Annotated in this window: 29 protein-coding genes; 11 read left to right on the top strand and 18 right to left on the bottom strand. The window is 72.1% G+C overall.

The window, feature by feature from the left end; translation table 11 throughout:
• Positions 1-6: 6 nt before the first annotated feature.
• The 3 genes from ABIA36_RS01345 to ABIA36_RS01335 form a co-directional block, all read right to left on the bottom strand.
• Positions 7-1,281, bottom strand: coding sequence for a M20/M25/M40 family metallo-hydrolase (locus tag ABIA36_RS01345; protein ID WP_369962053.1), 1,275 nt, complete (start codon positions 1,279-1,281; stop codon positions 7-9).
• A gap of 68 nt (positions 1,282-1,349) precedes the next feature.
• Complete coding sequence (locus ABIA36_RS01340; protein ID WP_369960472.1) at positions 1,350-1,877, bottom strand: O-acetyl-ADP-ribose deacetylase; 528 nt, start codon at positions 1,875-1,877, stop codon at positions 1,350-1,352.
• A 1-nt stretch (position 1,878) separates the two neighbouring features.
• Positions 1,879-2,157 (bottom strand): metal-sensitive transcriptional regulator, encoded by a 279-nt coding sequence (locus ABIA36_RS01335; RefSeq protein ID WP_345836414.1) that lies wholly within the window; start codon positions 2,155-2,157, stop codon positions 1,879-1,881.
• Between the two features lie 153 nt (positions 2,158-2,310).
• On the opposite strand from ABIA36_RS01335, the gene ABIA36_RS01330 reads away from it, so the two are divergent.
• The 3 genes from ABIA36_RS01330 to ABIA36_RS01320 all read left to right on the top strand — a co-directional run bounded on the left by ABIA36_RS01330 (position 2,311) and on the right by ABIA36_RS01320 (position 5,568).
• Positions 2,311-2,736, top strand: coding sequence for an RbsD/FucU domain-containing protein (locus ABIA36_RS01330; RefSeq protein WP_369960469.1), 426 nt, complete (start codon positions 2,311-2,313; stop codon positions 2,734-2,736).
• A 112-nt stretch (positions 2,737-2,848) separates the two neighbouring features.
• Positions 2,849-3,184, top strand: coding sequence for a DUF6804 family protein (locus ABIA36_RS01325; protein ID WP_369960467.1), 336 nt, complete (start codon positions 2,849-2,851; stop codon positions 3,182-3,184).
• 218 nt (positions 3,185-3,402) lie between these two features.
• Positions 3,403-5,568, top strand: a complete 2,166-nt coding sequence (locus tag ABIA36_RS01320) for a DEAD/DEAH box helicase (protein WP_369960465.1) — start codon at positions 3,403-3,405, stop codon at positions 5,566-5,568.
• Positions 5,569-5,589: 21 nt separating this feature from the next.
• Here ABIA36_RS01320 and ABIA36_RS01315 read toward each other — a convergent pair whose 3' ends face one another.
• Together ABIA36_RS01315 and ABIA36_RS01310 are read right to left on the bottom strand one after the other, a co-directional pair.
• Positions 5,590-5,781 carry a hypothetical protein gene (locus ABIA36_RS01315; RefSeq protein WP_369960463.1) on the bottom strand — a complete coding sequence of 64 codons (192 nt, stop codon included), beginning with the start codon at positions 5,779-5,781 and terminating at the stop codon, positions 5,590-5,592.
• A gap of 44 nt (positions 5,782-5,825) precedes the next feature.
• Positions 5,826-6,221, bottom strand: a complete 396-nt coding sequence (locus ABIA36_RS01310) for a DUF3224 domain-containing protein (protein WP_369960461.1) — start codon at positions 6,219-6,221, stop codon at positions 5,826-5,828.
• 75 nt (positions 6,222-6,296) lie between these two features.
• On the opposite strand from ABIA36_RS01310, the gene ABIA36_RS01305 reads away from it, so the two are divergent.
• From ABIA36_RS01305 to ABIA36_RS01295, 3 genes are all read left to right on the top strand, one after another.
• Positions 6,297-6,917 (top strand): CYTH domain-containing protein, encoded by a 621-nt coding sequence (locus tag ABIA36_RS01305; RefSeq protein ID WP_369960459.1) that lies wholly within the window; start codon positions 6,297-6,299, stop codon positions 6,915-6,917.
• Positions 6,918-6,996: 79 nt separating this feature from the next.
• Positions 6,997-8,025, top strand: coding sequence for a 6-phosphofructokinase (locus ABIA36_RS01300; RefSeq protein WP_369960457.1), 1,029 nt, complete (start codon positions 6,997-6,999; stop codon positions 8,023-8,025).
• A gap of 68 nt (positions 8,026-8,093) precedes the next feature.
• Complete coding sequence (locus tag ABIA36_RS01295) at positions 8,094-9,020, top strand: NADP-dependent oxidoreductase (protein WP_369960455.1); 927 nt, start codon at positions 8,094-8,096, stop codon at positions 9,018-9,020.
• 7 nt (positions 9,021-9,027) lie between these two features.
• Here the strand turns inward: ABIA36_RS01295 and ABIA36_RS01290 are convergent, their stop codons facing one another.
• On the bottom strand, positions 9,028-10,320 hold the full coding sequence (locus tag ABIA36_RS01290) for an alpha/beta hydrolase (RefSeq protein WP_369960453.1): 1,293 nt from the start codon (positions 10,318-10,320) through the stop codon (positions 9,028-9,030).
• A 137-nt stretch (positions 10,321-10,457) separates the two neighbouring features.
• On the opposite strand from ABIA36_RS01290, the gene ABIA36_RS01285 reads away from it, so the two are divergent.
• On the top strand, positions 10,458-10,865 hold the full coding sequence (locus ABIA36_RS01285; protein ID WP_369960452.1) for a hypothetical protein: 408 nt from the start codon (positions 10,458-10,460) through the stop codon (positions 10,863-10,865).
• On the opposite strand, the gene ABIA36_RS01280 is transcribed toward ABIA36_RS01285, so the two are convergent.
• Positions 10,843-12,156: an alpha-hydroxy-acid oxidizing protein gene (locus tag ABIA36_RS01280; RefSeq protein ID WP_369960450.1), complete on the bottom strand. Its 1,314-nt coding sequence runs from the start codon at positions 12,154-12,156 to the stop codon at positions 10,843-10,845. The two genes, ABIA36_RS01285 and ABIA36_RS01280, sit on opposite strands and share 23 nt — an antisense overlap.
• Before the next feature lie 95 nt (positions 12,157-12,251).
• Positions 12,252-12,923 carry a LysR substrate-binding domain-containing protein gene (locus ABIA36_RS01275; RefSeq protein ID WP_369960449.1) on the bottom strand — a complete coding sequence of 224 codons (672 nt, stop codon included), beginning with the start codon at positions 12,921-12,923 and terminating at the stop codon, positions 12,252-12,254.
• A gap of 53 nt (positions 12,924-12,976) precedes the next feature.
• On the opposite strand from ABIA36_RS01275, the gene ABIA36_RS01270 reads away from it, so the two are divergent.
• Complete coding sequence (locus ABIA36_RS01270) at positions 12,977-13,363, top strand: DUF5997 family protein (protein WP_369960447.1); 387 nt, start codon at positions 12,977-12,979, stop codon at positions 13,361-13,363.
• Position 13,364: 1 nt separating this feature from the next.
• Here the strand turns inward: ABIA36_RS01270 and ABIA36_RS01265 are convergent, their stop codons facing one another.
• The 6 genes from ABIA36_RS01265 to ABIA36_RS01240 all read right to left on the bottom strand — a co-directional run bounded on the left by ABIA36_RS01265 (position 13,365) and on the right by ABIA36_RS01240 (position 19,330).
• The gene (locus ABIA36_RS01265; protein WP_369960445.1) at positions 13,365-13,778 is read right to left on the bottom strand and encodes a DUF1622 domain-containing protein; all 414 of its coding nucleotides are present in this window, start codon (positions 13,776-13,778) and stop codon (positions 13,365-13,367) included.
• 65 nt (positions 13,779-13,843) lie between these two features.
• Positions 13,844-15,823, bottom strand: a complete 1,980-nt coding sequence (locus ABIA36_RS01260) for an amino acid transporter (RefSeq protein ID WP_369960443.1) — start codon at positions 15,821-15,823, stop codon at positions 13,844-13,846.
• Positions 15,824-16,145: 322 nt separating this feature from the next.
• Positions 16,146-17,642 (bottom strand): SDR family NAD(P)-dependent oxidoreductase, encoded by a 1,497-nt coding sequence (locus ABIA36_RS01255; RefSeq protein ID WP_369960441.1) that lies wholly within the window; start codon positions 17,640-17,642, stop codon positions 16,146-16,148.
• Between the two features lie 85 nt (positions 17,643-17,727).
• A complete protein-coding gene (locus ABIA36_RS01250; RefSeq protein ID WP_369960439.1) occupies positions 17,728-17,991 on the bottom strand; it encodes a DUF6510 family protein in 264 nt (87 codons plus the stop codon).
• On the bottom strand, positions 17,988-18,740 hold the full coding sequence (locus ABIA36_RS01245; RefSeq protein WP_369960437.1) for a ferredoxin reductase: 753 nt from the start codon (positions 18,738-18,740) through the stop codon (positions 17,988-17,990). The genes ABIA36_RS01250 and ABIA36_RS01245 overlap by 4 nt, the downstream gene beginning before the upstream one ends.
• Positions 18,737-19,330 (bottom strand): sulfite oxidase-like oxidoreductase, encoded by a 594-nt coding sequence (locus ABIA36_RS01240; RefSeq protein ID WP_369960435.1) that lies wholly within the window; start codon positions 19,328-19,330, stop codon positions 18,737-18,739. The genes ABIA36_RS01245 and ABIA36_RS01240 overlap by 4 nt, the downstream gene beginning before the upstream one ends.
• Positions 19,331-19,391: 61 nt before the next feature.
• Between ABIA36_RS01240 and moaA the strand changes: the two genes are divergently transcribed.
• Genes moaA through ABIA36_RS01225 form a run of 3 tightly spaced genes read left to right on the top strand, consistent with a single transcriptional unit; the run spans position 19,392 to position 21,100 of the window.
• A complete protein-coding gene (moaA, locus tag ABIA36_RS01235) occupies positions 19,392-20,474 on the top strand; it encodes a GTP 3',8-cyclase MoaA (RefSeq protein ID WP_369960433.1) in 1,083 nt (360 codons plus the stop codon).
• Positions 20,467-20,718 (top strand): MoaD/ThiS family protein, encoded by a 252-nt coding sequence (locus tag ABIA36_RS01230; protein ID WP_369960431.1) that lies wholly within the window; start codon positions 20,467-20,469, stop codon positions 20,716-20,718. The genes moaA and ABIA36_RS01230 overlap by 8 nt, the downstream gene beginning before the upstream one ends.
• Before the next feature lie 43 nt (positions 20,719-20,761).
• Complete coding sequence (locus ABIA36_RS01225) at positions 20,762-21,100, top strand: hypothetical protein (protein WP_369960429.1); 339 nt, start codon at positions 20,762-20,764, stop codon at positions 21,098-21,100.
• A 68-nt stretch (positions 21,101-21,168) separates the two neighbouring features.
• Here ABIA36_RS01225 and ABIA36_RS01220 read toward each other — a convergent pair whose 3' ends face one another.
• The 4 genes from ABIA36_RS01220 to ABIA36_RS01205 are packed head-to-tail and all read right to left on the bottom strand — an operon-like array spanning position 21,169 to position 24,261.
• The gene (locus tag ABIA36_RS01220; protein WP_369960427.1) at positions 21,169-22,215 is read right to left on the bottom strand and encodes a sulfate/molybdate ABC transporter ATP-binding protein; all 1,047 of its coding nucleotides are present in this window, start codon (positions 22,213-22,215) and stop codon (positions 21,169-21,171) included.
• On the bottom strand, positions 22,212-23,009 hold the full coding sequence (locus ABIA36_RS01215; RefSeq protein WP_369962052.1) for an ABC transporter permease: 798 nt from the start codon (positions 23,007-23,009) through the stop codon (positions 22,212-22,214). The genes ABIA36_RS01220 and ABIA36_RS01215 overlap by 4 nt, the downstream gene beginning before the upstream one ends.
• A 26-nt stretch (positions 23,010-23,035) precedes the next feature.
• Entirely contained in the window at positions 23,036-23,845 is an 810-nt protein-coding gene (gene modA / locus ABIA36_RS01210) for a molybdate ABC transporter substrate-binding protein (protein WP_369960426.1), read from the bottom strand.
• Complete coding sequence (locus tag ABIA36_RS01205) at positions 23,842-24,261, bottom strand: molybdopterin-binding protein (protein ID WP_369960424.1); 420 nt, start codon at positions 24,259-24,261, stop codon at positions 23,842-23,844. The genes modA and ABIA36_RS01205 overlap by 4 nt, the downstream gene beginning before the upstream one ends.
• Positions 24,262-24,310: the final 49 nt, after the last annotated feature.

Raw genomic sequence — 24,310 nt, 5'->3', positions numbered from 1 at the left:
CTGGGCCTACCGCCCCCGCAACAGCGACTCGTAGAACCGGATCCCGCGCAGCCACGTCGCCACCCGGATGCGCTCGTTGCGCGCGTGCAGCGTTCCGCGCTCCTCGCCGCTCATCTCGAACGGGGTGAACCGGTAGACCGCGTCGCTGATCGCCGTGAAGTGGCGGCCGTCGCTCGCGCCGAGCATGATGTACGGCGTCACCACCGCGTCCGGGTGCACGGCCGCGATGCTTGCCGCCACCTCCTCCCACTCCGGGCCGGTCGTGGGGGAGACCGGGGACGGTTCGCTCGCGTCGACCGCCTCGATGCGCACCAGCGGGTCGTGGATCGCGCGGCGCAGGTGCGCGAGGGTCGCCGCGACGCTCGACCCGACCGCGATGCGCACGTTGACCACCGCCGAAGCGGTCTCCGGCAGCGCGTTGGCGGCGAGACTGCCGCTGAGCTGCGTGACCGCGGTCGTGGTGCGGACGATCGCGCGCGTCTCGTCGCTCAGCCGGCCGAGCACGGCGACCAGGGCCGGCTTCAGCCGGCGGGCCCGCGTGAAGACCGCGCGCAACGGGCCGGTCGCGTGGGCGCCGAGCGTCTCCACCATCTGCAGGTTCGTGTCGCTGAGGCGGGCCGGGAACGGTCTGTCGTTCAGCCGGGTGATCGCCCTCGCCAGCCGCACCGTCGCCGTCATCCTCGGCGGGGTGGACGCGTGGCCGCCGTGCTGCTCGACCGTCAGCCGGACGCTCGTGATGCCCTTTTCACTCACGCCGACCACGGCGATCGGCTTGGTCACGCCCGGGAAGATGCCGTCGACCACCGCGCCGCCCTCGTCCAGCACCAGGGCCGGCCGCACGCCGCGCTCGGCGAGGGCGGCGACGATGGCCTGGGCGCCGGAGCCGACCGTCTCCTCGTCGTGGCCGAAGCTGAGGTACACATCCGCCGCGGGGGTGTGGCCGGCGGTCACCAGGGCCTCCACCGCTTCGAGGATGGCGACGAGCGCGCCCTTGTCGTCCAGCGTGCCGCGGCTCCACAGCACGCGCTCGTCACCGGACCCGGTGAGCTCCGCGCCGAACGGCGGGTGCTGCCAGCCCTCGTCGGTGGCGGGGACGACGTCGTAGTGCGCCATCAGGACGGTCGGGGCGCCGTCCCCAGTGCCGCGCCAGCGGTAGAGCAGCGAGTGGCCGTGCTGCTCCCGCTCCAGCGCCGAGTGCAGCCTCGGGTACAGCGCGGGCAGCGCCGCCACGAACGCGTCGAACGCTGCCCAGTCGGTCTCCTCGACCGCGTTTCGTGACATCGTCGGGATGCGCAGCAGCGTGCGGAAGCGCTCGACGGCGGCGTCGCCGTCGAGGGGGGCGGCGTCGCTCACTCGCCCGCCGCCGCGCGGAACGCCGCCAGTGCGTCGTCGCTGAACAGCACGAAGCGCACCAGCTCCACCGAGCCGACGCCCGACGACAGCACCGCGCGCACGGTGCTCACCGCGATCCGCGCCGCGTCGTCCATCGGCCAGCCGTAGATGCCGGCGGAGATGGCGGGGAACGCGACGGTGGCGGCGCCCAGCTCGCGGGCGACCCGGAGGGAGGACCGGTAGGCGTTCTGCAGCTCGGGGGTGCGGTCCTCACGTTTCGCCCAGACCGGGCCGACCGTGTGGATGACCCACTGGGCGGGGAGGTCGCCCGCCGTGGTCGCGACCGCCTGGCCAGTCGGCAGCCCGTCGGGCAGGGTGGTGGCGCGCAGCTCGCGGGTGGCGGCGAGGATGGCGGGCCCGCCACGGCGGTGGATGGCGCCGTCGACCCCGCCCCCGCCGAGGAGCGAGCTGTTGGCGGCGTTGACGACCGCGTCCACGGCCTGCTCGGTGATGTCGCCGCGGACGATCTCGATGGGGTCCGCCACGTCAGCCCCGGTTGTTCGAGAGCTCGTACACCTTCAGGAGCTCGAGGATGGCGTCGTCGCGCTGGTCGCCGCCCTCCTCGAACATCGTGGAGATGTGCGTCTTCAGGTGGTTCTCGACGAGCAGCTTGTTGAGCGAGCCGAGGGACTTCTGGATGGCGAGCGACTGGGTGATGATGTCGACGCAGTAGTCCTCGTTCTCGATCATCTTCTCGAGGCCGCGAAGCTGCCCCTCGAGGATGCGCGTGCGGTGCAACGCCCGCTTCTTGATGTCTGCGATCACGCCTCCCAGGATACCGCGCGAAGCCGGATACCCCGGCGAGGTATACGGAAGTCGGGCGTGCACCCCCTAAAGGGGGGTGTGAGAGGACATACGGCCGGGTCTATCCTCCCAACAGGGGTTGAGAAATATTCGTTTTACAGGAAAGGCCCGACTTTGCTGAAGAACCTCAGCCCGCTGCTGTCCGGTGCGCTCTTGAGCGCCTTGGACGCTATGCACGATGGCGACACGCTTACCCTTGTCGGCAGCGGCTATCCCGAAGAAGCACTCACCGCGCCCGTCGTCCTCCTCGGGGACGCCACCACCGAAGCAGCCGCCGAGGCGATCCTCAGCGTCTTCCCGCTCGACACCGCAGACCCGTCTCCGATCGTGTTCCTCGACCTCGCCGACGAGCCGTACGACGTCCCCGACGTCGCATTCGCGGTCGCCGGCATCGCTTCGGACGCGGAGCTGCGCCGCATCCCGATGAGCCGGCTCGACCTCGAGCCGTTCGTCGAGCTGGCCCGCCGCTCCGCCGTCATCGTCCGTGTCGGATCGGACGCGCCGCCGTGCGCGTTCCTGTTCCGCAGGGGCGCACTCTGAACAAACTTGCGCCGCACGCCGTCCGCGCCCCGGGGATGAGGTCTCGTCCCAGGGGCGCGGACCGTTCGGGGGCGCGGCCGGCGCCTCGCGGTCGGTCGCTTAGAGTTGGACGGTGCCCTACACCCCGCAGCCGCCCGCCTACAACCGTGCCGCCCTGGCGCCCGGCGTCCTCGGCGCGCTGGTGCTGCTCTTCGGGCTCGCGTTCGCGGACTGGTACACCTACGTGGAATACGCGGTCTGCATCCTGGCGCTCATCCTCTGCGTGTTCTCCTGGCAGGCCAAGCGCCGGTGGTGGCCCGCCGGGCTGATCCCGATCGCCGTGCTCTGGAACCCGATCTTCCCGATCCCCGGCCTCACCCCGGTGCTGCCCCTGCTGAGCCTCGCTGCGGCCGCCGTTTTCGTCGCAGCGGGGCTCCTGATCAAGATTCCGGCCGACACACGCCGCTGACCTCTCCCGATACGGTAAAATGGCAGTTGCACGGCCGTCCTGCGTCGTGCGCCCGGCGTTCTGCGATGCTCGGTCCGGACCACTCGGTTCCGCTCCCCGCCGCCCCGCCGGCCCTCACGCCAAATGGCGTCGCGTCCGCTGTCGGCGCGTGACGCATCCACTGGAGGACCATGTCTCGTTCGGGTCAGCGCATGCCGGGTCAGCGCACGGATAAGCGCATGTCCGGCCAAGGAGCGTCGCAGCGCACGTCGTCGCGGCCGCAGCAGCAGCGCCGCAACCGCCACGCCAACAACGACGGGCTCATCCCCGTGCTCGCACGCAAGGTGCGCGAAGTGGAGGCCAAGGCCGCCGACGGCAAGAAGCTCGGCCCGACCAACCGCACCAAGTTCCAGGTCATCGCCTTCCTCATGCGCGAGGAGCGCGCCCGCGCCAAGGCCGACACCGAGCTGAGCGACGCCGCCCGCGCCGAGCAGCTCAAGCGGCTGGACGGCATCGCCACGATCCTGGCCAAGACCGCGGCCCGCGACACCTCGCTGATCTCCCTGCTCGAGAGCGAGGCCCCGCCGACGGCGACGGCCCAGAAGATCCGCCGCGACTGGCTGCTGGAGTCCGGCACCGAGCTGAAGCCCGACGACCTCATCATCACCGTCGAGCGCGTGATCGCGCCAGAGAACATCATCCCGCCGGAGCTCGCCGAGAAGCAGGTCGTGCCGGCCTCCGTCAAGGCCCGCCAGCTCTCCAACCCGTTCCTCGCCCCCGACTTCAGCAAGGCCGCCGCGCCCGCCCCGGCGCCGCGCCGCCGCCTCGACTCGTGGGAGCTGCTCGGCCCGCTGTTCAAGTCGTTCGAGTACGGCGCGGGAGGCCAGGCCGCGAGCATGGAGCTCCCGCCCGCGCCGAAGATCGACCGCTACTCGCCGCAGGGGCTCGAGCTCATGCACCACCAGTCGCGGTTCATCGAGAGCGTGCGCCAGGGCCACCGCCGCTTCCTGCTCGCCGACGAGCCCGGCCTCGGCAAGACCGCGCAGTCCATCCTCGGCGCCTCCGTCGCCGGCGCGTACCCGCTGCTGGCCGTCGTGCCCAACGTGGTCAAGATGAACTGGGCGCGGGAGGTCGAGCGCTGGACGCCGCTCCGCCGCGCCACCGTCATCCACGGCGACGGCGAGGGCCTGGACGCGTTCGCCGACGTCGTCATCGTCAACTACGAGGTGCTCGACCGGCACCTGTCCTGGCTGCGCACGCTCGGCTTCCAGGGTATGGTCGTCGACGAGGCCCACTTCATCAAGAATCTGCACTCGCAGCGCTCGCGCCTGGTGCTGGGGCTCGCCGAGGCGATCCGCGAGAAGGCGGCCGACCCGCTGCTCATCGCGCTCACCGGCACGCCGCTCATCAACGACATCGACGACTTCAAGGCGATCTGGCAGTTCCTCGGCTGGATCGACGGCAACAAGCCGGGCGCGGAGCTGATGGAGAGCCTGGAGGAGACCGGCCTCACCCCGGCCGACTTCGGCTTCTACGCCGCCGCGCGCGAATCCGTCATCGACCTGGGCATCGTCCGCCGCCGCAAGGTCGACGTGGCCGCCGACCTCCCGAGCCGCCGCGTGGTCGACCTGCCGGTGGAGCTGGACGACGACCTCGGCCGCTCGATCAAGCAGGCCGAGAAGGAGCTCGCCGCGCGCCTGGTCACGCGCTTCCACCGCGCAGCGGCGGCCGGCCGTCCCGACTCGTTCGACGGCGACGACGAGGCGCACCGGAAGCACCTCATCCGCCTGGTCGCGCAGTCCGAGCTGGAGGAGGCCAAGTCGTCCAAGACCGGCGACAACGTCTTCACGATGGTCCGCAAGATCGGCCAGGCGAAGGCGGGGCTGGCCTCCGACTACACCGCGCAGCTCGCGCGCTCGGTCGGCAAGGTGGTCTTCTTCGCCAAGCACATCGACGTGATGGACGCGGCCGAGGAGGCCTTCGCCGCCCGCGACCTCAAGACCATCTCCATCCGCGGCGACCAGAGCGCTCTCGCCCGGCAGAAGGAGATCGACGCCTTCAACAACGACCCGGAGGTCGCGGTCGCGGTCTGCTCGCTCACCGCGGCGGGCGTCGGCCTCAACCTCCAGGCCGCGTCGAACGTCGTGCTCGCCGAGCTGTCCTGGACGGCCGCCGAGCAGACTCAGGCGATCGACCGCGTGCACCGCATCGGCCAGGACGAGCCGGTCACGGCGTGGCGGATCATCGCCGCGCAGACCATCGACTCCAAGATCGCCGAGCTGATCGACTCCAAGCAGGGCCTCGCGGCCCGCGCGCTCGACGGCAGCGACGTGGAGCTCGGCTCGGCCGACTCGGTGCAGCTCGACGCGCTCATCCACCTGCTGGAGGACGCGCTGGAGGCGTAGCCCGGGGATGCGGCGGACGTGTCAGGCGATCTCGGCGTCGTCGGGGTCGAGCGGCACGGGCCGGTCGTCGTCGGGCAGGATCTGGTCGTCGTCCTCGTCGTCGTCCACCGGCAGGTCGTCCTCGTCGCGGATGACGCCGGCGGGCTCGTAGTCGCCCTCCTGCGCCTCGAGGAAGTCGTCGTCGTCCTCGCGGCTGCGGTCCGTCTCGCTCATGCACCGAGGGTACCGCGCACACCGACGGCGCACGAGAGCTCGGCTCAGGCCAGCGCGAACTCGAAGTAGGCGCCGCGGGCGTCGTGGCGGATGCGCGCGGCGCCGACGAAGCCGACGAAGTCGTCCGTACCGGTGCCGGGCACGATGTAGCCGAACGCCGACGGGTCGTCGGGGTGCTGCAGCGCGCCGTGGTGGACCGTGAACGAGCCGGAGCGGCCGTCCGCCAGCGTCCCCGTGATCCGCTCGGCCGCGAGGTAGCCGCGGCCGCCCTCCTCCGTGCCCGAGGACACGAAATGCGCGACCGACTCGCCGACCAGCCCCTCGGTGTAGGTCTTGCGCATGACCACGGCGCCGAGCCAGTCGCCCGGGATGCCGGGCAGCTCGACCGGGTCCCAGCCGGTGACGTCGAAGCGGGCGGTGACGATGGTGTCGTTCTCCATGCCGCGAGCCTATTGAGTGTGCTCGCGCAGAGCTTGCAATTTCGCGACAGCGCCGAAGTGGACTAAACAGGGGACATGGCGCAGCACCAGACCCAGCTCGAGATCGAGCGCAAGTACGACGTGGACGGCGACCTCCGGCCGCCCCCACTCGTCGGCGTCGGGGCGATCGCGGTCGAGAGCGGGCCGGAGACCGCCGAACTGGTGGCGACCTACTACGACACGGCCGACCTGCGGCTGGCCCGCCGGCGCGTCGCCGTTCGCGCGCGGCGCGGCGGCTCCGACGAGGGCTGGCACGTCAAGCTGCCGCCGACGGACGAGGGCCGTCCGGAGCTGCAATGGCCGCTCGGCGACGGCCAGGAGCCGCCGGCGGAGCTGCGGGAGACCATCCGCGAGCAGCTCGGCGACGGCGTGCTGATCCCCGTGGCGCGGGTGACCAACAGTCGCGACACCACCGTTCTCAAGGACGCGGCGGGCTTCGAGCTCGCCGAGCTGTGCGACGACCATGTGCGCGGCGAGAACCTGCAGACCGGCGCGAGCGACGCGTGGCGGGAGTGGGAGGTCGAGCTGCTCAGCGGCGCCCCCGACTCGCGCGAACGCCGCACCGCGCTGCTCGACGGCATCGAGGCGGAGCTCCTCGCGGCGGGCGCCCGGCCCTCCGCGAGCTCGTCCAAACTCCAGCGGGCGCTCGGTCTCTGAGTCGCCGGGAGTCGCGGATTTTGGCGCTCCGGTCTCCCTCGTGCATGATGCTCAAGGGCGCAACGAGAAAGAGAGCAGCATGAAGATCGGCATCCTCACCAGCGGCGGCGACTGTCCCGGACTGAACGCGGTCATCCGCGGCGCGGTCCTCAAGGGCGACCGCGTGTACGGGTCCGAGTTCGCCGGCTTCCGCTACGGCTGGCGCGGCGTGGTCGAGGGCGACATCATGCCGCTCGACCGGCACAGCGTGCGCGGCCTCTCGCGCCAGGGCGGCACCATCCTCGGCTCCAGCCGCACCAACCCGTTCGAGGGCGACAAGGGCGGCCCGGAGAACATCCAGCGGATGATGGACGCCAACGGCATCGACGCGATCATCGCGATCGGCGGCGAGGGCACGCTCACCGCCGCCCGCCGGCTCACCGACGCGGGCCTCCGGATCGTCGGCGTTCCGAAGACCATCGACAACGACCTCGCCGCCACCGACTACTCGTTCGGCTTCGACACCGCGGTGGAGATCGCGACCGAGGCCATCGACCGGCTCCGCACCACCGCCGAGTCGCACCAGCGCTGCATGGTGGTGGAGGTCATGGGCCGCCACGTCGGCTGGATCGCCCTCCACTCGGGCATGGCCGGCGGCGCGCACGCCATCCTCATCCCGGAGCAGCCGCAGTCCATCGAGCAGATCTGCGAGTGGGTGGAGTCGGTGCGCGACCGCGGCCGCGCCCCGGTGATCGTCGTCTCGGAGGGCTTCCACCTCGACACCATGGAGGAGGCGCACTCGCACAAGGGCCTCGACGCCTTCAACCGTCCGCGCCTCGGCGGCATCGGCGAGATGCTGGCCCCGATGATCGAGGAGCGCACCGGCATCGAGTCGCGCGCCTCCGTCCTCGGCCACATGCAGCGCGGCGGCGTGCCGAGCGCCTACGACCGCGTGCTCGCCACCCGCCTCGGCATGGCGGCGGTCGACGCGGCCTACGAGGGCCGGTGGGGCTCGATGGTGTCGCTGCGCGGCACCGATGTCGTGAACGTGTCGATCGCCGACGCGACCGGCGGCCTCAAGACGGTGCCGCCGGCGCGGTACGAGGAGGCGGCGCTGCTCTTCGGCTGACCTGCCGGCCCTCCCTTCCCACGAGGAGCGGGGTTAGGCTCCACCGTATGAGCGGAAGGAGCCCGCAGGTGCCCAGATTCGTCCAGCTCGAGGAGTTCGGCTCGCGCGAGTTCCTGCACCTCGTCGGGCGGGAGCGACCGTGGCCCGGGCCAGGACAGGTGCTGGTGCGGGTGATGGCCGCGGGCCTGAACCCGATGGACTACAAGGCGTACCGCAGCGAGAAGGCGGCCGCCCGGATGGGCGTGACCCTGCCGAGCGGGATGGGACAGGACTTCGCCGGCTTCGTGGAGGAGCGCGGGGAGGGCGCGGAGCGTTTCGCGCTCGGTCAGGCGGTGCTCGGCACCGCACCGTTCGCCGCGCTCGCGGACTTCGTCGTGGTCGCCGAGGACGGTCAGATCGTCGAGAAGCCCGACCCGCTCACCTTCGAGGTGGCCGGGTCGCTGGGCGTGGTCGGGCGCACCGCGATGGCGACGGCGGCCTCCCTCGACCTCGGCGAGTCCGACACCGTGCTGGTGAGCGCGGCGGCCGGCGGCGTGGGGGTGCTGGCGGCGCAGCTCGCGATCCGTTGCGGCGCGACGGTCGTCGGCACCGCGAGCGAGGAGAACCATGAGTTCCTGGAGACGCTGGGGATCATCCCGGTCGCCTACGGGGACGGCCTGGCAGACCGGGTGCGGGAGGTCCTCGACGACGGTCAGCGGGTCACGGCGGTCCTCGACAACCACGGGCCGGACACCATCGACGCCGCGCTCGAGCTCGGCGTCCCGCCGGAGCGGATCAACACCATCGCCGCCTTCGGCCCCGATGCCCGCGGCGCGCGCACCGTCGGCGGCCGGGCGGCGGGCAACGCCGAGTTGGCGGAACTCGCCGAACTGCTCGCGCAGAACGAGCTGGTGCTGCCGATCGACTCGATATTCCCGATCGAGCGCACCGTGGAGGCCTACGGCCGGCTGGAGGCGGGGCACGTCCGCGGCAAGATCGTGATCGTCACCGACTGAGCGTCGGCTACGCGGGTTTCTGCAGCCCCAGGGTCCCGAACAGCAGCGGGAGCCCGCCGTTCAGCCCGCCCATGAGCGCGCCCATGCCGTGGCCTCCGGTCGGGAGGTCGACGAACGTGCTCGAGACGCCCGCGCGCTGCGTCGCCCGCACCTCCAGTTGCGCGATGCTGTGGTACCAGGGGTCGTCGCGGCAGGCGGTGAAGATGATCGAGCCGGGGAAGACTCCTGGCACGAGACGACTGAGCGGCTTGGACCGATCGTAGGCGGCCTTGTCGCCGTGGAAGATCTCGGCGAGCGTCGCCGCCGGATGCTCGGCGCCGGGGTACTCCTCTCCGGAGATGTCGAGGACGTTGGCGAACAGGTCGGGATGGTCGATGCCGAACGACAGTCCGCACAGGCCGCCGTTGGAGTACCCGGCGACGGACCAGAACCGGTGGTCGTGGGTGATCGGGAGGTGCCGGCTGGCCCAGTCGGTGACGTCCTGCGTGATGTAGGTTGCTGCATTGCCGTACCGTGCCGTGTCCAGGCACAGGGTGTCGGGCATCCCGGGGCCGAGCTGGTCGGCCACGACGACGACGGGCGCGAGGCCGTGATGCTGTGCGGCGAGCCCGTTCAGCACCGCCGCGATGGGCTCCGGGTCGGGGTTGCCGGGCTGTCCCATCATCATCACGACGAGCGGCAGCGCGGGCGGGTGCTTCACGAGGGCGGCCGGCGGCAGGTAGACGCCGGCCTCCCTGGCCTGGAAGCCGCTGATGGTCCCGGGGATGTGCGCCGTCCCCGTCCGGCCCTTCAGCGGCATCCCGGCCGGGGCCTTCCAGTGCTTCCAGAGCGCGCTGTCGTAGGCGGTGCTCCGGTCCGTGAGCGGCTTGGCCTTGATCGGGTTCGGGACCGTGATGGCGAGGACGTTTCCGACGGTGCGGTCGAGTCCGTAGTTCAGGTTGATGCCGAGGGTCGCCGCCAGGAGGAACACCGGGACGGCCACCGCAGCAACGATCGTGCGCCAGCGCGGGGTGCGGCCGAGGCTGGCCACGCAGAGCGCGACGCCGCAGAACACCGCGGCCACCCAGAGGTAGTTGCCTGCGCCGAGCGATTCGCCGAACAGGTCGAGCCAGCGGATGCAGACGAGCCAGGCGATGACCGCGCCCAGCAGGCCGATGGCGCCGGCGAGGCCGAAGCGCCGGAGCAGTGCGAGCGAGGGTCGGCGCGCCAGGAGGACGACCAGGAGCGCGGCCGCGAGGGCGAACACCAGGATCGGCGCTGGGCCGGAGAGGACGTCGATCGAGAGCAGCGCGTCAAACACGGCGTCTCGTCGGCATTCCCATGAACCGAATCTATGGCCGAGAATCGAACGGACGGTGAACGAAACCCGTGCGCCAGGGCGTATTCTCCGGGTTTGCACCCGAACTGGGGGTGCGCCGGAACGCGAGAGGAGCGGCAATGATCGACGAGGACACCGCACGGCTGCTGCGCGCCGCCGGCCTGCGCTGGCAACCGGCATCGGGGGACACCTTCGCCATCGACCGGCCCGGCATGGCGGGCGAGCACTTCACCGTGAGCGAGATGACGATCGAGCCGCACCACTTCGACACCGGCACGATCCTCGGCTTCAACGGCACCACCGAGTGGGCGCTCGACTCCCTCGCCGTCGAGGACGCGCTGTGGATCCCGCGCGAGGACCAACTCAGGGAACTGCTCGGCGGCTCCTTCCGCCACCTCGCCCGCACGGCCGACGGCTACCGGGTCACGCTGGAGCTGGAGGGCGTCGAGCGCTACTTCGAGGAGGAGGAGGCAGCGTCGGCCTACGCGCAGGCGCTGCTGTCGCTCATCGCCCGGGCGGTGGCGTAGCCAGCGCCGAGCGGTCGAGGTCGGCCACCCGGGCTACGCCGCAGAGGCCGAGGGTGATGTCGAGCTCGGCCAGCAGGTTGCGGAGCAGCTCGCGCACCCCGCGCTCGCCGGCCAGGGCCAGCGCGTAGGCGTAGGGCCTGCCGACGGCGACGGCCCTGGCGCCGAGCGCGAGCGCGATCACCGCGTCCGCGCCGCCGCGGATCCCGCTGTCGAACAGCACGGGCAGGCGGCCGGCGACCGCGTCGACCACCCCGGGCAGCGCGTCCAGCGCCGCGATCTCCCCGTCGATCTGCCGGCCGCCGTGGGTGGACACCTGCACGGCGTCCACGCCCGCCTCGACCGCCCGCCGGGCGTCGTCGGGGTGCAGGACGCCTTTGAGCACGATCGGGAGACTGGTCTGCTCGCGCAGGAAGGCGAGGTCGTCCCAGCCGAGCGACGGGTCGGCGAACACGTCGAGGAACGTCTCGACCGCCGCGAGCGGCTCGCCGGAGCGCAGGTTCTCGCGCAGGTCGCCGGGATGGCGGCGCAGGATGCTCGCGAACGACGCCAGCGCGGCCGGCGTGACGGCGGTGCGCTCACGGGGCCCTGCGGCCGCCATCCGCTCACGCACCAGCCGGCGGAAGACGGGGTCGCTGGTGTACTGGGCGATGCCGAGGCCGCGGCTGAACGGGAGGTAGCCGAGGTCCAGGTCCCGCGGGCGCCAGCCCAGCACGTGCGTGTCCAGGGTGACGACGATCGCCTCGCAGCCGCTCGCCTCCGCCCGGGCGACGAGGCTCGCGACCAGGTCGCGCGACGAGCTCCAGTAGAGCTGGAACCAGCGGGCGGCGCCCGGCCGGGCGTCCTCCATGGCGGCGGCCACGGACTCCATCGGCGCCGAGGCCTGGGTGGAGAGCACGGCCGGGATGCCGTGGGCGGCGGCGGCGCGCGCGGCGGCCAGGTCGCCGTCGCGCCGGGCGAGCTCCAGGACGCCGATGGGCGCCAGCAGGAGGGGAGCGGGCAGCCGGCGGCCGAACAGCTCGATCGAGAGGTCGCGCTCGGAGACGTCGCGCAGCACGCGCGGCACGAGCCGGTGCCGCGCGAACGCGTCGGTGTCGGCCCGGTCGGTGCGTTCGAGGCCCGCGGAGCCCGCGATGTACGCGAAGGCCGCGCGCGACAGCCGGCGGCGTGCTGCGCGCTCCAGCTCGGGGAACGCGACCGGGATCGCCGGCCGCCTCCCGCTCACGCCCGCGCGGTACACGACGCTCTGCGCCGCGCGCCCGATACTGGTGCCCAGCGTCGTCGTGGTGGTCATGCGCCCATTCTGCCCATCGATGTGGCAGGACACGCCGCCTCGCGCCGCGCGCAGACGGCGTGTCCTGCCAGGCAGATGGTGCCAGCGGGATGGTGTCAGCGCTTGCGCGGGCGCTTGGCGGCGCCGCGCTTGGCGGGCGTGCGGGCCGTCGCGCCCTTGGCGGCCCGAGTGCCCGTGGCGCGCTTGGCGCCCTTGGCGGACTGTTCGGCCTGCGCCGCCTCGGTCGCGGCGACCTCCGGGTTGCGCGAGCTGTGCGCCGTGCGGCCGCGCACGATGCCGATGAACTCGTCCACCAGCGGATGCTGCCCCTCCCGCGGCCAGGTGAGGCCGATCTGCGAGGTCGGGCCGTCCTCCAGGCGCATCGCCGTCACGTCCTTGCGGCGCAGGGCCTTGGCGACCGAGGCGGGCAGCAGCGCGATGCCGTCGCCCGCGGCCACGCTGCGCATGAACGCCTCCGACGGCTCGCCCGTGACGCGCGCCTCGCCGTCGAGGTCGGCCACGTGCAGTTTCTCCTCCAGGGTCAGCAGGTGCTCGTGGTGCATCACGACCACCACGTCCTCCGTGTAGAGCGGGATGAGGTGGCGGTCGTCGGCGGCCTCGGCGTCGCGCGCGAACACCATGTCGGCCTCGCCCGCCGCCAGGGCGGCCAACGGGTCGGCAGACGGCCGCACCACCAGCTCCACGCCGGGCTGCCGCTCGGCGAAGGCGCGCGTCCACTTGCCGATCGTGACACCGAGCGGGAAGGCGAGGACGAAGCGGGAGGCCATGCACGCCAGGCTACCGTCCGGCCGAGGGCCCGGCGGACGATACCCTGGAAGGCATGAAGCCCCAGACCATGAAGGCGGCCACCGCGGCCAAGAAGCTCGGCATCCTGCTGTCGGCGGCGCCGGAGGAGTTCCGCGACCGCGAGATCAGCCGCACCGAGCTCGACGAGCTGAACGCGAACCCGCCCGCCTGGCTGGTGACCCTCCGCGCCGACGGTCCGCACCCGCGCGACGTCGTCGCCCACAAGCTCGGCGTGAGCAACTCGGGCCTGGCCCGCGGCGGCGTCACCGAGCCGCTCACCACCGCCGAGATCAAGGCGCTGCTGGAGGAGAAGCCGGAGTGGCTGGTCGCCGAGCGCGCCACGCAGGCGCAGGTGCACGCCGAGAACGCCCGGGTGAAGCAGCGCAACGCTGAGCGCGCCGCACGGGCCGAACGCGACTGAGCTAGCCCCGCTCCGGCGTCTCCGCCGCACCGGCCTTCCGGACGGCGTGCGCCAGCACCTCCGGACCGGTGACGAACGCGCGGCGCCACGGTGCGACGCCGTCGATCTCGACCTGCAGCGAGAAGCTCAGGATGGTGCGGATCAGCACGATGATGCCGAGCACCAGCGCGTCGGTGAGCGTCGGGTTCGAGGTCACGGTCTTGACGAGGTCGGCCGCGACCAGGAGTTCGAGGCCCAGCAGGATGACGCCGCCGAAAGCCTCCCGCAGCGTGCGGAAGGCGTCCGCCCCGCTGCGCGTGCGCAGCCAGACCGCCAGCGCGATCGCGAGCGCCACGACGAACCCGACCGCCAGGGCGGCGACGCCGGCGAACTCGAAGGCGATGCCGACCGCCTCGAAGACCGCGTGGGTGTCCATGCGCACATGGTGCCACAGCGCCGCCCACGCTGGAGAGGGGGCGCGCAGGCTCAGTGCGCGCGGCCTCAGGCCACGTGGACGGCCGGCCTCCGCTTGACGTCCTTCTCGGCCTCGCGCAGCACCTCACGGGTCACCGGGGCGACCTCGCCGACGCCGGTGATGAGGTAGCGGAACATGTTCGAGATCGGGTTGCCCTCCGTCCACTCGAAGTAGATCGTCGGCACCACCCCGGTGATGTCGCGGATCTCCAGCAGGACCGCCGCGATGGTGTTCGGCACGTTGCCGCTCTTCACCTGCAGCACGCGGTAGCCGTACTTGACGACGCCGTGCACGACCAGGTCCTCCTCGAAGTCGGAGGAGTCGGACTTCAGCACCTCCAGGAAGATGGTGCGTGACCGCTGCGGGATGTGGCTGAACCGGCGTTCGTCCTTGTTCTTCTGCTCGTATTCCTTCGTGGTGTCGACGTCCGGTTCGTGCGAGATGATGCGGATCTCGCCCTCCTCCGCGTCCTCCAGGATGAAGTCGAGGGCGGTGACGTCGAAGGTGACGCTCGTCGCGCGCACCTGGAACGACCGGCCGATACGCGACACGATCGACACCACCAGGATGCCCAGGATGAACAGCGTGGCGATCCTGAGGCCGTCGGGACGCTCGATGATGTTGTCGATGGTCGTGTAGACGAAGATCGCGGTGATGATCGCGAACAGGACCGTGCGCTTCGGCTGCTTCTTGCGCCACGCCGACAGGCTCACCGCGAGCGAGGCGGACGTGATCAGCACCAGCACGCCGGTCGCGTACGCGCCGCCCTGGGCGTCCACATTCGCGTCGAAGACCAGCGTGATCAGGAAACCGATCGCGGTGAAGACCAGAACCAGCGGACGCACGGCGCGCGCCCACTGCGGCGCCATCCCGTAGCGGGGGAGGTAGCGCGGCACCAGGTTCAGCAGGCCGGCCATCGCGGAGGCGCCGGCGAACCACAGGATGAGGATGGTGCTGATGTCGTAGACCGTGCCGAAGCCGTTGCCCAGATACTCGTGCGCCAGATAGGCGAGCGCGCGGCCGTTGGCGGCGCCACCGGGCTGGAACTCCCTCTGCGGGATGAGCAGCGTGGTCGTGAAGCTCGAGGTGATGAGGAACACGCTCATGATGATCGCGGCCGTGGTGAGCAGCTTGTGCGCGCCGCGGATCCGGCCTTCGGGCTGGGCGGGGTCGTCGCCGGGCTTGCCCTTGATCTGCGGCATGACCGCGACGCCGGTCTCGAAGCCGGAGAGGCCGAGCGCGAGCTTCGGGAACACCAGCAGAGCGACCCCCACGACCAGCAGCGGATCGCCGTGCGTCACGAACACCGCGGTCCACCAGTCGTCGATGGCGGTCGGGTGCTGGACCACCTGGACGATGGAGGTGGTCACGACGACCACGTTCAGCGCCAGATACACGGCCACCAGCACGACGGCGATGCCGATCGCCTCCTTGAAGCCCTTGAGGAACACCGCAGCGAGCAGCGCGAGCAGGAAGAGCGTGATGAGGACGTTGTTGCCGTGGAACCACGATGGCGCGAACGGGTTCTCGATCGCGTGCGCCGAGGCGTCGGCGGCGGACAGCGTGATCGTGATCATGAAGTCCGTCGCGGCGAACCCGAGCAGCACGAGAACGAAGAGCTTGCCCGCCCACCACGGCAGGAACCGCTCCAGCATGGCGATCGAGCCGGAGCCGCGGAAACTCTCCCGGGCGACCCGGCGGTACACCGGGAGCGCGCCGAGAAGGGTCAGCGCCACCAGGACGATCGTCGCGAACGGCGAGATCAGGCCGGCCGCCAGGGCCGCGATCGCGGGCTGGTAGCCGAGGGTGGAGAAGTAGTCGACACCGGTGAGGCACATGACCTGCCACCACGAGTGGGTGCGCTCCGGGTTGCGACCGTGCGGGCCCTGCTGCGTGCCGCGCTCGTCGACCATTCCGCGCAGCAGCCAATGCTTGAAGCGGCCGCCGTGCGTCGGCGGGAGAACCGCGTGCGCCTGCCCCGGGATGGGGATCGGCTGCTTGGGCATGACCCGGGGTGCTACGCCGCCGGCTCGTTCGGCCGGGACGGAAGCCGCACCGCCCGAGGACGGTTCGTCCGATGTCGCAGAGCCTGTGCCCTGCGCCTTGTCACCGGACGGGGAAGTGCTCGACATCGGCTGCCCTTCGTTCACCTTCGTGCCTCACTGTACGTTCACCGCACTGGCGGCCGGAAGAGGCCTTGCAGAGGGCGCTCCGGCGGCCTCCCCGCGATGCCTTGGAGAGTCTAACCAGGGCGCCGTCACCATTCGTGACGAATGTGGGCTTACACAGCGGCGAAGGCGACATTCGTTACGAATCGTGATGCGCCCGTCACCACGCGGACGACCTGTAGTCCTTCAGGAACACCCCGCGCAGATCCTCCCCGGCCTCCCCGCGCACGATCGGGTCGTACACCCGCGCCGCACCGTCGACGAGGTCGAGCGGGGCGTGGAAGCCCTCCTCCGCGAGGCGGACCTTCGTGTAGTGCGGGCGCTCGTCGGTGATCCAGCCGGTGTCGACGCTGGTCATCAGGATGTTGTCCGTCTCGAACAGCTCTTCGGAGCTGGTGCGGGTGAGCATGTTGAGGGCGGCCTTGGCCATGTTGGTGTGCGGGTGGCCTGCGCCCTTGTAGCGGCGGCCGAAGACGCCCTCCATCGCCGAGACGTTCACCACGTACGCGCGGCCCGCGGCGGCCATCGCGGGGCGGAGCCGGTCGATCAGGATGAACGGCGCCGTCGTGTTGCAGAGCTGCACCTCCAGCAGCTCGAGCGGGTCGATGCCGCCGACCGCGCGCGTCCACGTGTTCACGCGCTGGACGTCGGGGACGAGGCCGCCGGCGTCGATCGCGGTGCCGTCGTGGTGGCGTTCCAGCGACGACGAGCCCGCGGCCATCGCGGCGGAGGCGAGGTCGTTCGCGGTGAGGGCGGCCGCGCCGACCAGCTCGGCGACGGTGCCGTGCACGTTCGCCGACGACAGCAGCGGGTGCGCGGCGACGGAGGCCTCCAGCGCCTGCGGATGCGGGTCGGCGGTGTGGCCGAAGGTCTCCAGCTCGGGGAGCGGACCATCCGGCAGCGGGTGCGACTCGGCCTCCGCCAGCAGCGAGTAGGCGCCGGGGGAGCGGCGGACGGTCTGGGCGGCGTTGTTGATGAGGACGTGCAGCGGCCCGCGGGCGGCGACGGAGTCGGCGAGGCCGATCACCTGGGCCGGGTCGCGGAGGTCGATGCCGACGACGCGGAGGCGGTGCAGCCAATCCTTCGCGTCGGGGAGCTGGGAGAACCGGCGCACCGCGTCGCGCGGGAAGCGGGTGGTGATGGTGAGGTCCGCGCCGTCGCGCAGCAGGCGCAGCGCGATGTGCATGCCGATCTTGGCCCGGCCTCCGGTGAGCAGGGCGCGCTTGCCGGTCAGGTCGGTGCGCGCGGTGCGCTTGGCGTGGCTGAACGCGGCGCAGGACGGGCAGAGCTGGTGGTAGAACCAGTCCACCTCGGTGTAGTGCTGCTTGCAGATGTAGCAGGCCTGCGAGTTGATCAGCGTGCCGGCGGTCGCGGAGCCGGAGGTGGGGGAGGTCAGGTCGCGGCCGCGGGTCTCGTCGTCGATGCGGTCGGGGGCGCCGGTCGCGGTGGCGGCGATGACGGCGCGGTCGGCGGCGAGCTCGGCCTCCCGCAGCTCGCGCCGCCTGGCCTGCTTGACGGCCTTGAACATGTGCGCGGTCGCGCGGCGCACGGAGACGAAGTCGGGGTGCTCCTGGTCGAGCTCGTGGAGCTGCGCGAGGACGCGGAGGGTGGTCGCGAGGTCGTCGGGGTCGAGGCTCGCGGGGGTTTCGGCTGGCACCGGACGATTGTACTGGGGAGCGGTTGACCGTCGGCTGAGGGCGCCGACCCCTCCGCGCGGGAGGCCCAGTGAGGTTCAGGGAGGCTCAGACGTCCAGTTCGAGCCAGTCCAGTCCCCGCAGGTCCAGGCAGAGTCGGCCCTCGCGCTCGGTCGCCATGGCGATCACGTCGCCGCAGACGCGGCAGCGCAGCACCATCCCGTGGTCGTCGGGCCAGAGGTGCGCTTTCGCGATCACCGTCACGTCGCCGCAGTGCGCGCACTTGCCGCGAGCTACCGTCACGTCCACGGCGAAGACCTCCGACAGGAGGCCTGCCGCTGCGTTGCCGTCCAGGTAGTCCATCTCGCTCATGCTGCCCCTCCGATCCCGCCGTAGCGTTCGGTGCGGATGCGGTCGGGGTCGTGTCCGGCGTCCACCAGCCAGTCGGAGACCGCCTCGACGAACGGGGTCGACCCGCACAGGTAGAACCGCGGGGAGTCCGCTGCGGGCAGCACGAGAGCGCCGAGCGCCTCCTGCGTCAGCCGTCCCGCGGCGACCGGCCAGCCGGCCGGCGCCTGGCGCGTGTACACGTAGTCCACGCGCAACGGAGCGGTCGCCTCGCCGAGCGCCATCAGCTCGTCGCGGTAGTAGACCGACATTGGGGTGCGCGCCGAGTACAGCAGCCGGAACGGCGCGGCGCTCGCCGCGGCGGCGTGCGCGCGGGCCATCGACATCAGCGGCACGACGCCGGAGCCGCCCGCGATGAGCTGTACGGGGTCGTCGTCGCCGTCGCGCCAGACGAACCAGCCGCCGACCGGTCCGCGCACCTCGAGCTGGTCGCCGACCGCGAGGCCGTGCACCAGGTAGGGCGAGACCTCCCCGTCGGGCAGCTCCTCCACGGTCAACTCCAACTCGTCCGGGGCGAGGCCGCCCGCACCGGAGGCGGACGCGATCGAGTACGACCGCACGGCCTGGTAGCCGTCCGGCGCGGTGAGCCGCACGTCGACGTGCTGACCGGCGAGGTGGCCGGCGAGCCCCGGGAGGCGCAGCCGGATCGTGCGGGCCGTCGCGGTCTCCTGGTGCGCGGCCACGACGTCCGCCACCCGCCACGCGCTGCTCACCAGTAGCGCTCTTCCTTCCAGGGGTCCCCGTACATGTTGTAGCCGTTCTGCTCCCAGAAGCCGGGCTGGTCGTTCGGGAGCATCTCCAGTCCGCTCACCCACTTGGCGCTCTTCCAGAAGTACAGGTGCGGCACCAGCAGGCGGGCGGGACCGCCGTGCTCGGGCGGGAGGTCGGCGCCGTCGAAGGTGTGCGCCACCCAGGCCTTGCCGTCGAGGAGGTCCTTCAACGGCACGTTCGTGGTGTAGCCGCCGTAGGAGTGCGCCATCGTGTACTCGTAGTCGGTGTCCACGTTCTCGAACAGGGTGTCGAGCGCGACGCCGCGCCACGACGTCCCGAGCTTCGACCAGCTCGTCACGCAGTGGATGTCGGTGGCGACCTCTGCCTGCGGGAGGGCGAGGAACTCGTCCCAGCTCCAGCGGTGCACCACGCCCTTCTCGGTCGTGATCGTGAACGCCCAGTCGTCTGTGGCGATGCGGGGCGTCGGGCCGGCGGACAGCACGGGGAAGGTCTCCGTGACGTACTGCCCGGGTGGAAGGCGGGGGTCCTCGGTTCTGCGCCGGCCGAGGAAGCCGGACGAGATGATTCCCATGCGCGGAGCCTATTACCGGCACGGTGCGGCGGTCTATGGCCGGCCGGTCTAGGGTGAGGACATGACCGCGGTGAATCTGGGGCTCCCGCGCAGCACGTCGCTGCGGGATGGGACGAGCGCTGCCGCGCCGAGCCTCGACGGCCGCCCCGATGTCGCCGGTCTGGTGGACCGGTTCGGCCGGGTCGCCCGCGACCTGCGCGTCTCGGTGACCGAGAAGTGCTCCCTGCGCTGCACCTACTGCATGCCGGCGGAGGGCCTGCCCGCCATTCCGCGCGAGGAGCTGCTGACGCCCGCCGAGATCGCCCGGCTGGTCGGCATCGGCGTGCGGGACCTCGGCATCCGCGAGGTGCGCTTCACCGGGGGCGAGCCGCTGATGCGCGCCGACCTCGCCGAGATCATCGGGCTGTCTGCCGCCGCCGCGCCCGGCATCGACCTGAGCATCACGACCAACGGCATCGGCCTCGACCACCGCGTGCGCGAGCTCGTCGCCGCCGGCCTGACCCGCGTGAACATCTCGCTGGACACCGTGGACCGCGAGCACTTCGCCGCGCTCACCCGCCGCGACCGGCTCCCGGCCGTGTTCGCCGGGATCGCCGCCGCGCACGCCGCCGGACTGACGCCGCTCAAGCTGAACGCCGTGATGATGCGCCAGACCCTCGCCGGCGCCCCCGACCTCCTGGCGTGGTCGCTGGAGCACGGCTGCCGGCTGCGCTTCATCGAGCAGATGCCGCTGGATGCCGACCACACCTGGCTGCGCGACAACATGGTCTCCGCCGAAGAACTGCTGGCGGTCCTCCGCACCCGGTTCGACCTGGTGGAGGTCGGCCGCCCGGACGACCCGTCGTCCCCCGCCGAGGAGTGGCTGGTCGACGGCGGTCCCGCCACGGTCGGCATCATCGCCTCGGTGACCCGCTCGTTCTGCTCGGCCTGCGACCGCACCAGGATCACGGCGGAGGGCACGGTGCGCTCGTGCCTGTTCGGCGACGACGAGACCGACCTGCGCGCGCTGCTGCGCGGCGGCGCGGACGACGCCGAGCTCGCGCGCTGGTGGCGCGGAGCGATGTGGGGCAAGCAGGCCGGGCACGGCATGGAGGCCGCCGGGTTCGTCCCGCCGGTGCGGAGCATGGGGGCGATCGGTGGTTGAGCGCAGCATCCTCGTCCGGTACTTCGCGGCCGCCGAGGAGGCCGCGGGACGCGAGGAAGAGCGGCTCTCACTCGACGTCGCGACCGTCGGCGCCCTCCGCGAGCTGCTCGACGAGCGCTACGGCGAAGCCATGCGGCTCGTGCTGCGCAACGGATCGTTCCTGGTCGACGGCGTCGTGTCGCGCGACCCGGACGCGGTGATCGGCGAGAGAGTGGATGTGCTGCCCCCGTTCGCCGGGGGCTGACCCGCAGCACGCGCTTCGCTAGGCTGCGGCGAAGGGGGACACCATGAGCGTGCACATGCGGGAGCTGGCGGCCGTGCGGCGCAGGCAGGGGAGGTTCGCGGCGCTCGTAGTCGCGGCCGCGCTGACCGGGGTCGGGACGTGGCTCGCGCTGCCATTCGGCGTCGTGCTGCTGACCCGCGGCGCGGTGTTCGGGCTGGCGCTGGTGGTCGCGGGGGTCGTGCTGCTGGCGGCGTGCGTGGTCGCGATCGTCGGCGCTTCGCGGGCGCGGGTGGCGCCGCAGAGCCTCCCGGGCAAGCCGAACCCGGCGTTCGACGAGCCGCGGCCGTCGGCGAACCCCGACGGCGGCTTCTCCACCGCCGGGATAGGGATCGGCTCGCACTAGCCCCGCGCCATTCGTGCCGAATGTCGGGAATCGCGGCGGCATTCGCGACATTCGTCCCGAATCGCGCGTCAGGCGGGGGAGATGCGGACCTCGGCGGCCGGCACCGTCAGGGTCACGCGGGCGCCAGGAGTGAGCCGCAGCTCCGCGACCACGGCCGCGGGGACGAGCGCGGTGAGCCGGTCGGTCCGCACCCGCACCAGGTCGTCGCGCGGCTCCAGGGCGGTCACGGTCGCGGCGATACCGCCCTCCATCGGGGCGCCGATCCGGACCGCGACGGTCGAGGGCCGCACCACAGCGGTCACCGGCAGGCCCTCCGGGATCGGCGTCGTCGGCGTGCCGTCGAGGGCGAGACCGTCGCCCGTGACCAGCCCGGTCGCCGTGCGTCGCCCGGTGAGGAGGCTGAGGCCGGTGAGCTCCGCGGTGAACGGGTGCCGCGGCTGGGTCAGCACGTCGCGCGCCGCGCCCTCCTCGACCACCCGGCCGCCGCCCAGCACCGCCACTCGGTCCGCGAGCAGGTAGGCGTCCAGCGCGTCGTGGGTCACGACGACGGCGGTGCGCCCGGCGAGCACCTCGGCCAGCATCCCGCGCAGCTCGCCCGCCACGCTCACATCGAGGGAGGCCAGCGGCTCGTCCAGGAGGATCAGGTCGGGCTCGGCGGCCAGCGCGCGGGCGATGGCGACCCGCTGCGCCTGGCCGCCGGACAGCTCGTCCGGGCGACGCTCCGCCAGCGCGCCGACGCCCGTGCGCTCCAGCCACTCGTCGGCCTTCGCGCGCGCCTCCGCCCGGGAAGCTCCCGCCGACCGTGGCGCGAACTCCACGTTGCGGCGCACGGTCAGGTGCGGGAAGAGCAGGGCGTCCTGGGCAAGCAGCGCGATCCCGCGGCGATGGGGAGGCAGCCACACCGCCGGCCGATCCAGGCCGGGGAGGTCGAACAGCGTCTCGTCCGCGAGCGTCGCGCGCCCCGAATCCGGGCGGATCAGCCCCGCCAGCACCCCGAGCACCGTCGACTTGCCCGCGCCGTTCGGCCCGAGCAGCGCCAGTGTCTCGCCCGTGCCGAGCCGCAGATCCACCGCGACATCGCGCTCGGCGACCGCGGCGGAGAAGTCGAGGCTCACGTCGACGCCCCACGGACCGGCCGCGGCCTCCGGCGCAGCGGCTCGCCGGCCCCGTGCGCCACCGCCACCACGGCGATGGCAACCGCGATCAGCACCAGCGACAGCGCGACTGCGGCGTCCGGGTCGGTCTCGCGCTGCAGGTAGATCTCCAACGGGAGCGTCCGCGTCGTCCCCTGCAGGCTCCCGGCGAAGGTCAGCGTCGCCCCGAACTCGCCGAGTGCGCGCGCGAACGACAGGATCGACCCCGACACGATCGCCGGCACGACCAGCGGCAGCGTCACCCGGAACAGCACAGCCGACGGCCGCGCACCGAGCGTGGCGGCGACGGCCTCGTAGCGCCGGCCGGTGGTCCGCAGCGCGCCCTCCAGGCTGAGCACCAGGAACGGCAGCGCCACGAACGTCTGCGCGATGACCACCGCGGGCGTCGAGAACGCGATCGGGATCGCCCCGTCCAGCAGTCCGCGCCGGCCGTAGAGGGCGAGGAGGGCGAGGCCGCCGACCACGGGAGGCAGCACCAGCGGCAGCAGTACGATCGCCCGCACGAGGGCTCGGCCGCGGAACGGCACCCGGGCCAGCACGATCGCCATCGGGATCCCGAGCACCAGACAGCCGATCGTGGCCGCGACGGAGGTGCGCAGGCTGAGCAGCAGCGAGTCCACCGACGACGGCGAGGCGATCAGCGCGAGGAAGTGCGCCCAGTCCACCCGGGTGACCATCGCGACGATCGGGAGCAGCACGAACAGCGCGCCGAGGGCGGCGACGACGAGCACCCAGCCGGGGATGCCGGTCCCCATCTCCGGGCTCGCGGGCGGCCGGCGGGTCACGGCTTCCCGAAGCCGGCGGCCCCGAGTACCTTCCTGCCCTCCGGGCCGGTCACGTACGCGATGAAGGCGGCGCCGCCGGTGACGTTCTGCCCCTGCTTGACGTCGGCGATCGGGTAGGTGTTGACCACGTCCTTCGCCTCCGGGAACGGCACCGATCCGACGCTCTTCCCCGCGCCCTTCACATCCGTCGCGTAGACGATGCCGGCGTCGGCCTCGCCCGAGGACACCTTGCCGAGCACGTCCGTCACCGACGACTCCTGGCTGACCGGCTTGAGCGTGACGCCGGTCTTCGACTCCACCGTGGCGGTGGCGGCGCCGCAGGGGACCTGCGGAGCGCAGACGACGACCTTCAGACCGGGCCCCGCGAGGTCCGCCCACTTTGTGACGTGGGCGGGGTTCCCGGGAGGCACGGCGATGGCGAGCACGTTCGTCGCGAAGTCGACCGGGTCGCCGGAGACGACGCCCGCACCGACGGCCTTGCCCATGTTCTTCTGGTCGGCCGAGGCGAACACGTCGGCGGGGGCGCCCGCGCCGAGCTGGGTGACCAGGTCGGACGAGCCGCCGAAACTGAAGCTGACGGTGCTGCCCGGGTTGGCCTTCTCGAAGCCGTGGCCGAGCTCGGTGAAGGTCTTGGTGAGGGAGGCCGCAGCGAAGACGGTGATCGTGCCGGTGATGGCGTGCTTCGTCGGCGTCTGGGTGGGTGTCGTAGAGCCCACGCCGGCCGAGCATCCCGCCAGCGCGACGGCGAGAGCCACCGCCGCCAGCGTCGCCCCTGCGACTCCGGCCCGCCTGCCTGCGCCGCTCACTCCGCCGCCCCTCGCTCGGCGGGCCTGGTCGTCTCCACGATGACGTTGGTGGCCTTGACCACCGCGACGGCGACCGAGCCCAGCTCCAGGCCGAGCTCGCGGACGGCCTCGCTGCTGATCAGCGACACGACGCGGTGCGGGCCGCACTGCAGCTCCACCTGAGCCATGACCCGGTCCATGACGATGTCGGTCACGATTCCCACGAAACGGTTGCGGGCCGACCGGCCGACACCGGACGGGTCGGCGGGCAGCACGGCGTTCTGCTTGGCGAGCTGCGCGAGCTCGAGTCCGTCCACGACGGTGCGCCCGGCGTCGTCCTTGGCGCTGGAGAGCACCCCGGCGTCGACCCAGCGACGCACGGTGTCGTCGCTCACCCCCAGGAAGCTCGCGGCATCCCTCACCCGTATCTGCGGCACGAACAGCACTCTAGACCGGCAGGAGCGTCAAAATCGACCCCACGCGCGG

The sequence above is a fragment of the Leifsonia sp. EB34 genome (assembly GCF_041260585.1).
In the GTDB taxonomy this organism is placed as follows: Bacteria; Actinomycetota; Actinomycetes; order Actinomycetales; family Microbacteriaceae; genus Leifsonia.
Note: the sequence above shows the minus strand (reverse complement) of the source record. Positions and strands in the feature narration are given on the sequence as shown.

Excerpts from the sequence above, each read along its gene's own strand:
- ABIA36_RS01310 (WP_369960461.1), bottom strand. The coding sequence starts at position 6,221 with ATGGAGAACGACACCATCGTCACCGCCCGCTTCGACGTCACCGGCTGG.
- ABIA36_RS01225 (WP_369960429.1), top strand. The coding sequence starts at position 20,762 with ATGAGCGTGCACATGCGGGAGCTGGCGGCCGTGCGGCGCAGGCAGGGG.
- ABIA36_RS01300 (WP_369960457.1), top strand. The coding sequence starts at position 6,997 with ATGAAGATCGGCATCCTCACCAGCGGCGGCGACTGTCCCGGACTGAAC.
- ABIA36_RS01215 (WP_369962052.1), bottom strand. The coding sequence starts at position 23,009 with ATGGGGACCGGCATCCCCGGCTGGGTGCTCGTCGTCGCCGCCCTCGGC.
- ABIA36_RS01315 (WP_369960463.1), bottom strand. The coding sequence starts at position 5,781 with ATGAGCGAGACGGACCGCAGCCGCGAGGACGACGACGACTTCCTCGAG.
- ABIA36_RS01285 (WP_369960452.1), top strand. The coding sequence starts at position 10,458 with ATGATCGACGAGGACACCGCACGGCTGCTGCGCGCCGCCGGCCTGCGC.
- ABIA36_RS01240 (WP_369960435.1), bottom strand. The coding sequence starts at position 19,330 with ATGGGAATCATCTCGTCCGGCTTCCTCGGCCGGCGCAGAACCGAGGAC.
- ABIA36_RS01260 (WP_369960443.1), bottom strand. The coding sequence starts at position 15,823 with ATGCCCAAGCAGCCGATCCCCATCCCGGGGCAGGCGCACGCGGTTCTC.
- ABIA36_RS01275 (WP_369960449.1), bottom strand. The coding sequence starts at position 12,923 with ATGGCCTCCCGCTTCGTCCTCGCCTTCCCGCTCGGTGTCACGATCGGC.
- ABIA36_RS01305 (WP_369960459.1), top strand. The coding sequence starts at position 6,297 with ATGGCGCAGCACCAGACCCAGCTCGAGATCGAGCGCAAGTACGACGTG.
- ABIA36_RS01280 (WP_369960450.1), bottom strand. The coding sequence starts at position 12,156 with ATGACCACCACGACGACGCTGGGCACCAGTATCGGGCGCGCGGCGCAG.
- ABIA36_RS01270 (WP_369960447.1), top strand. The coding sequence starts at position 12,977 with ATGAAGCCCCAGACCATGAAGGCGGCCACCGCGGCCAAGAAGCTCGGC.
- ABIA36_RS01265 (WP_369960445.1), bottom strand. The coding sequence starts at position 13,778 with ATGGACACCCACGCGGTCTTCGAGGCGGTCGGCATCGCCTTCGAGTTC.
- ABIA36_RS01250 (WP_369960439.1), bottom strand. The coding sequence starts at position 17,991 with ATGAGCGAGATGGACTACCTGGACGGCAACGCAGCGGCAGGCCTCCTG.
- moaA (WP_369960433.1), top strand. The coding sequence starts at position 19,392 with ATGACCGCGGTGAATCTGGGGCTCCCGCGCAGCACGTCGCTGCGGGAT.
- ABIA36_RS01345 (WP_369962053.1), bottom strand. The coding sequence starts at position 1,281 with ATGTCACGAAACGCGGTCGAGGAGACCGACTGGGCAGCGTTCGACGCG.
- ABIA36_RS01320 (WP_369960465.1), top strand. The coding sequence starts at position 3,403 with ATGTCCGGCCAAGGAGCGTCGCAGCGCACGTCGTCGCGGCCGCAGCAG.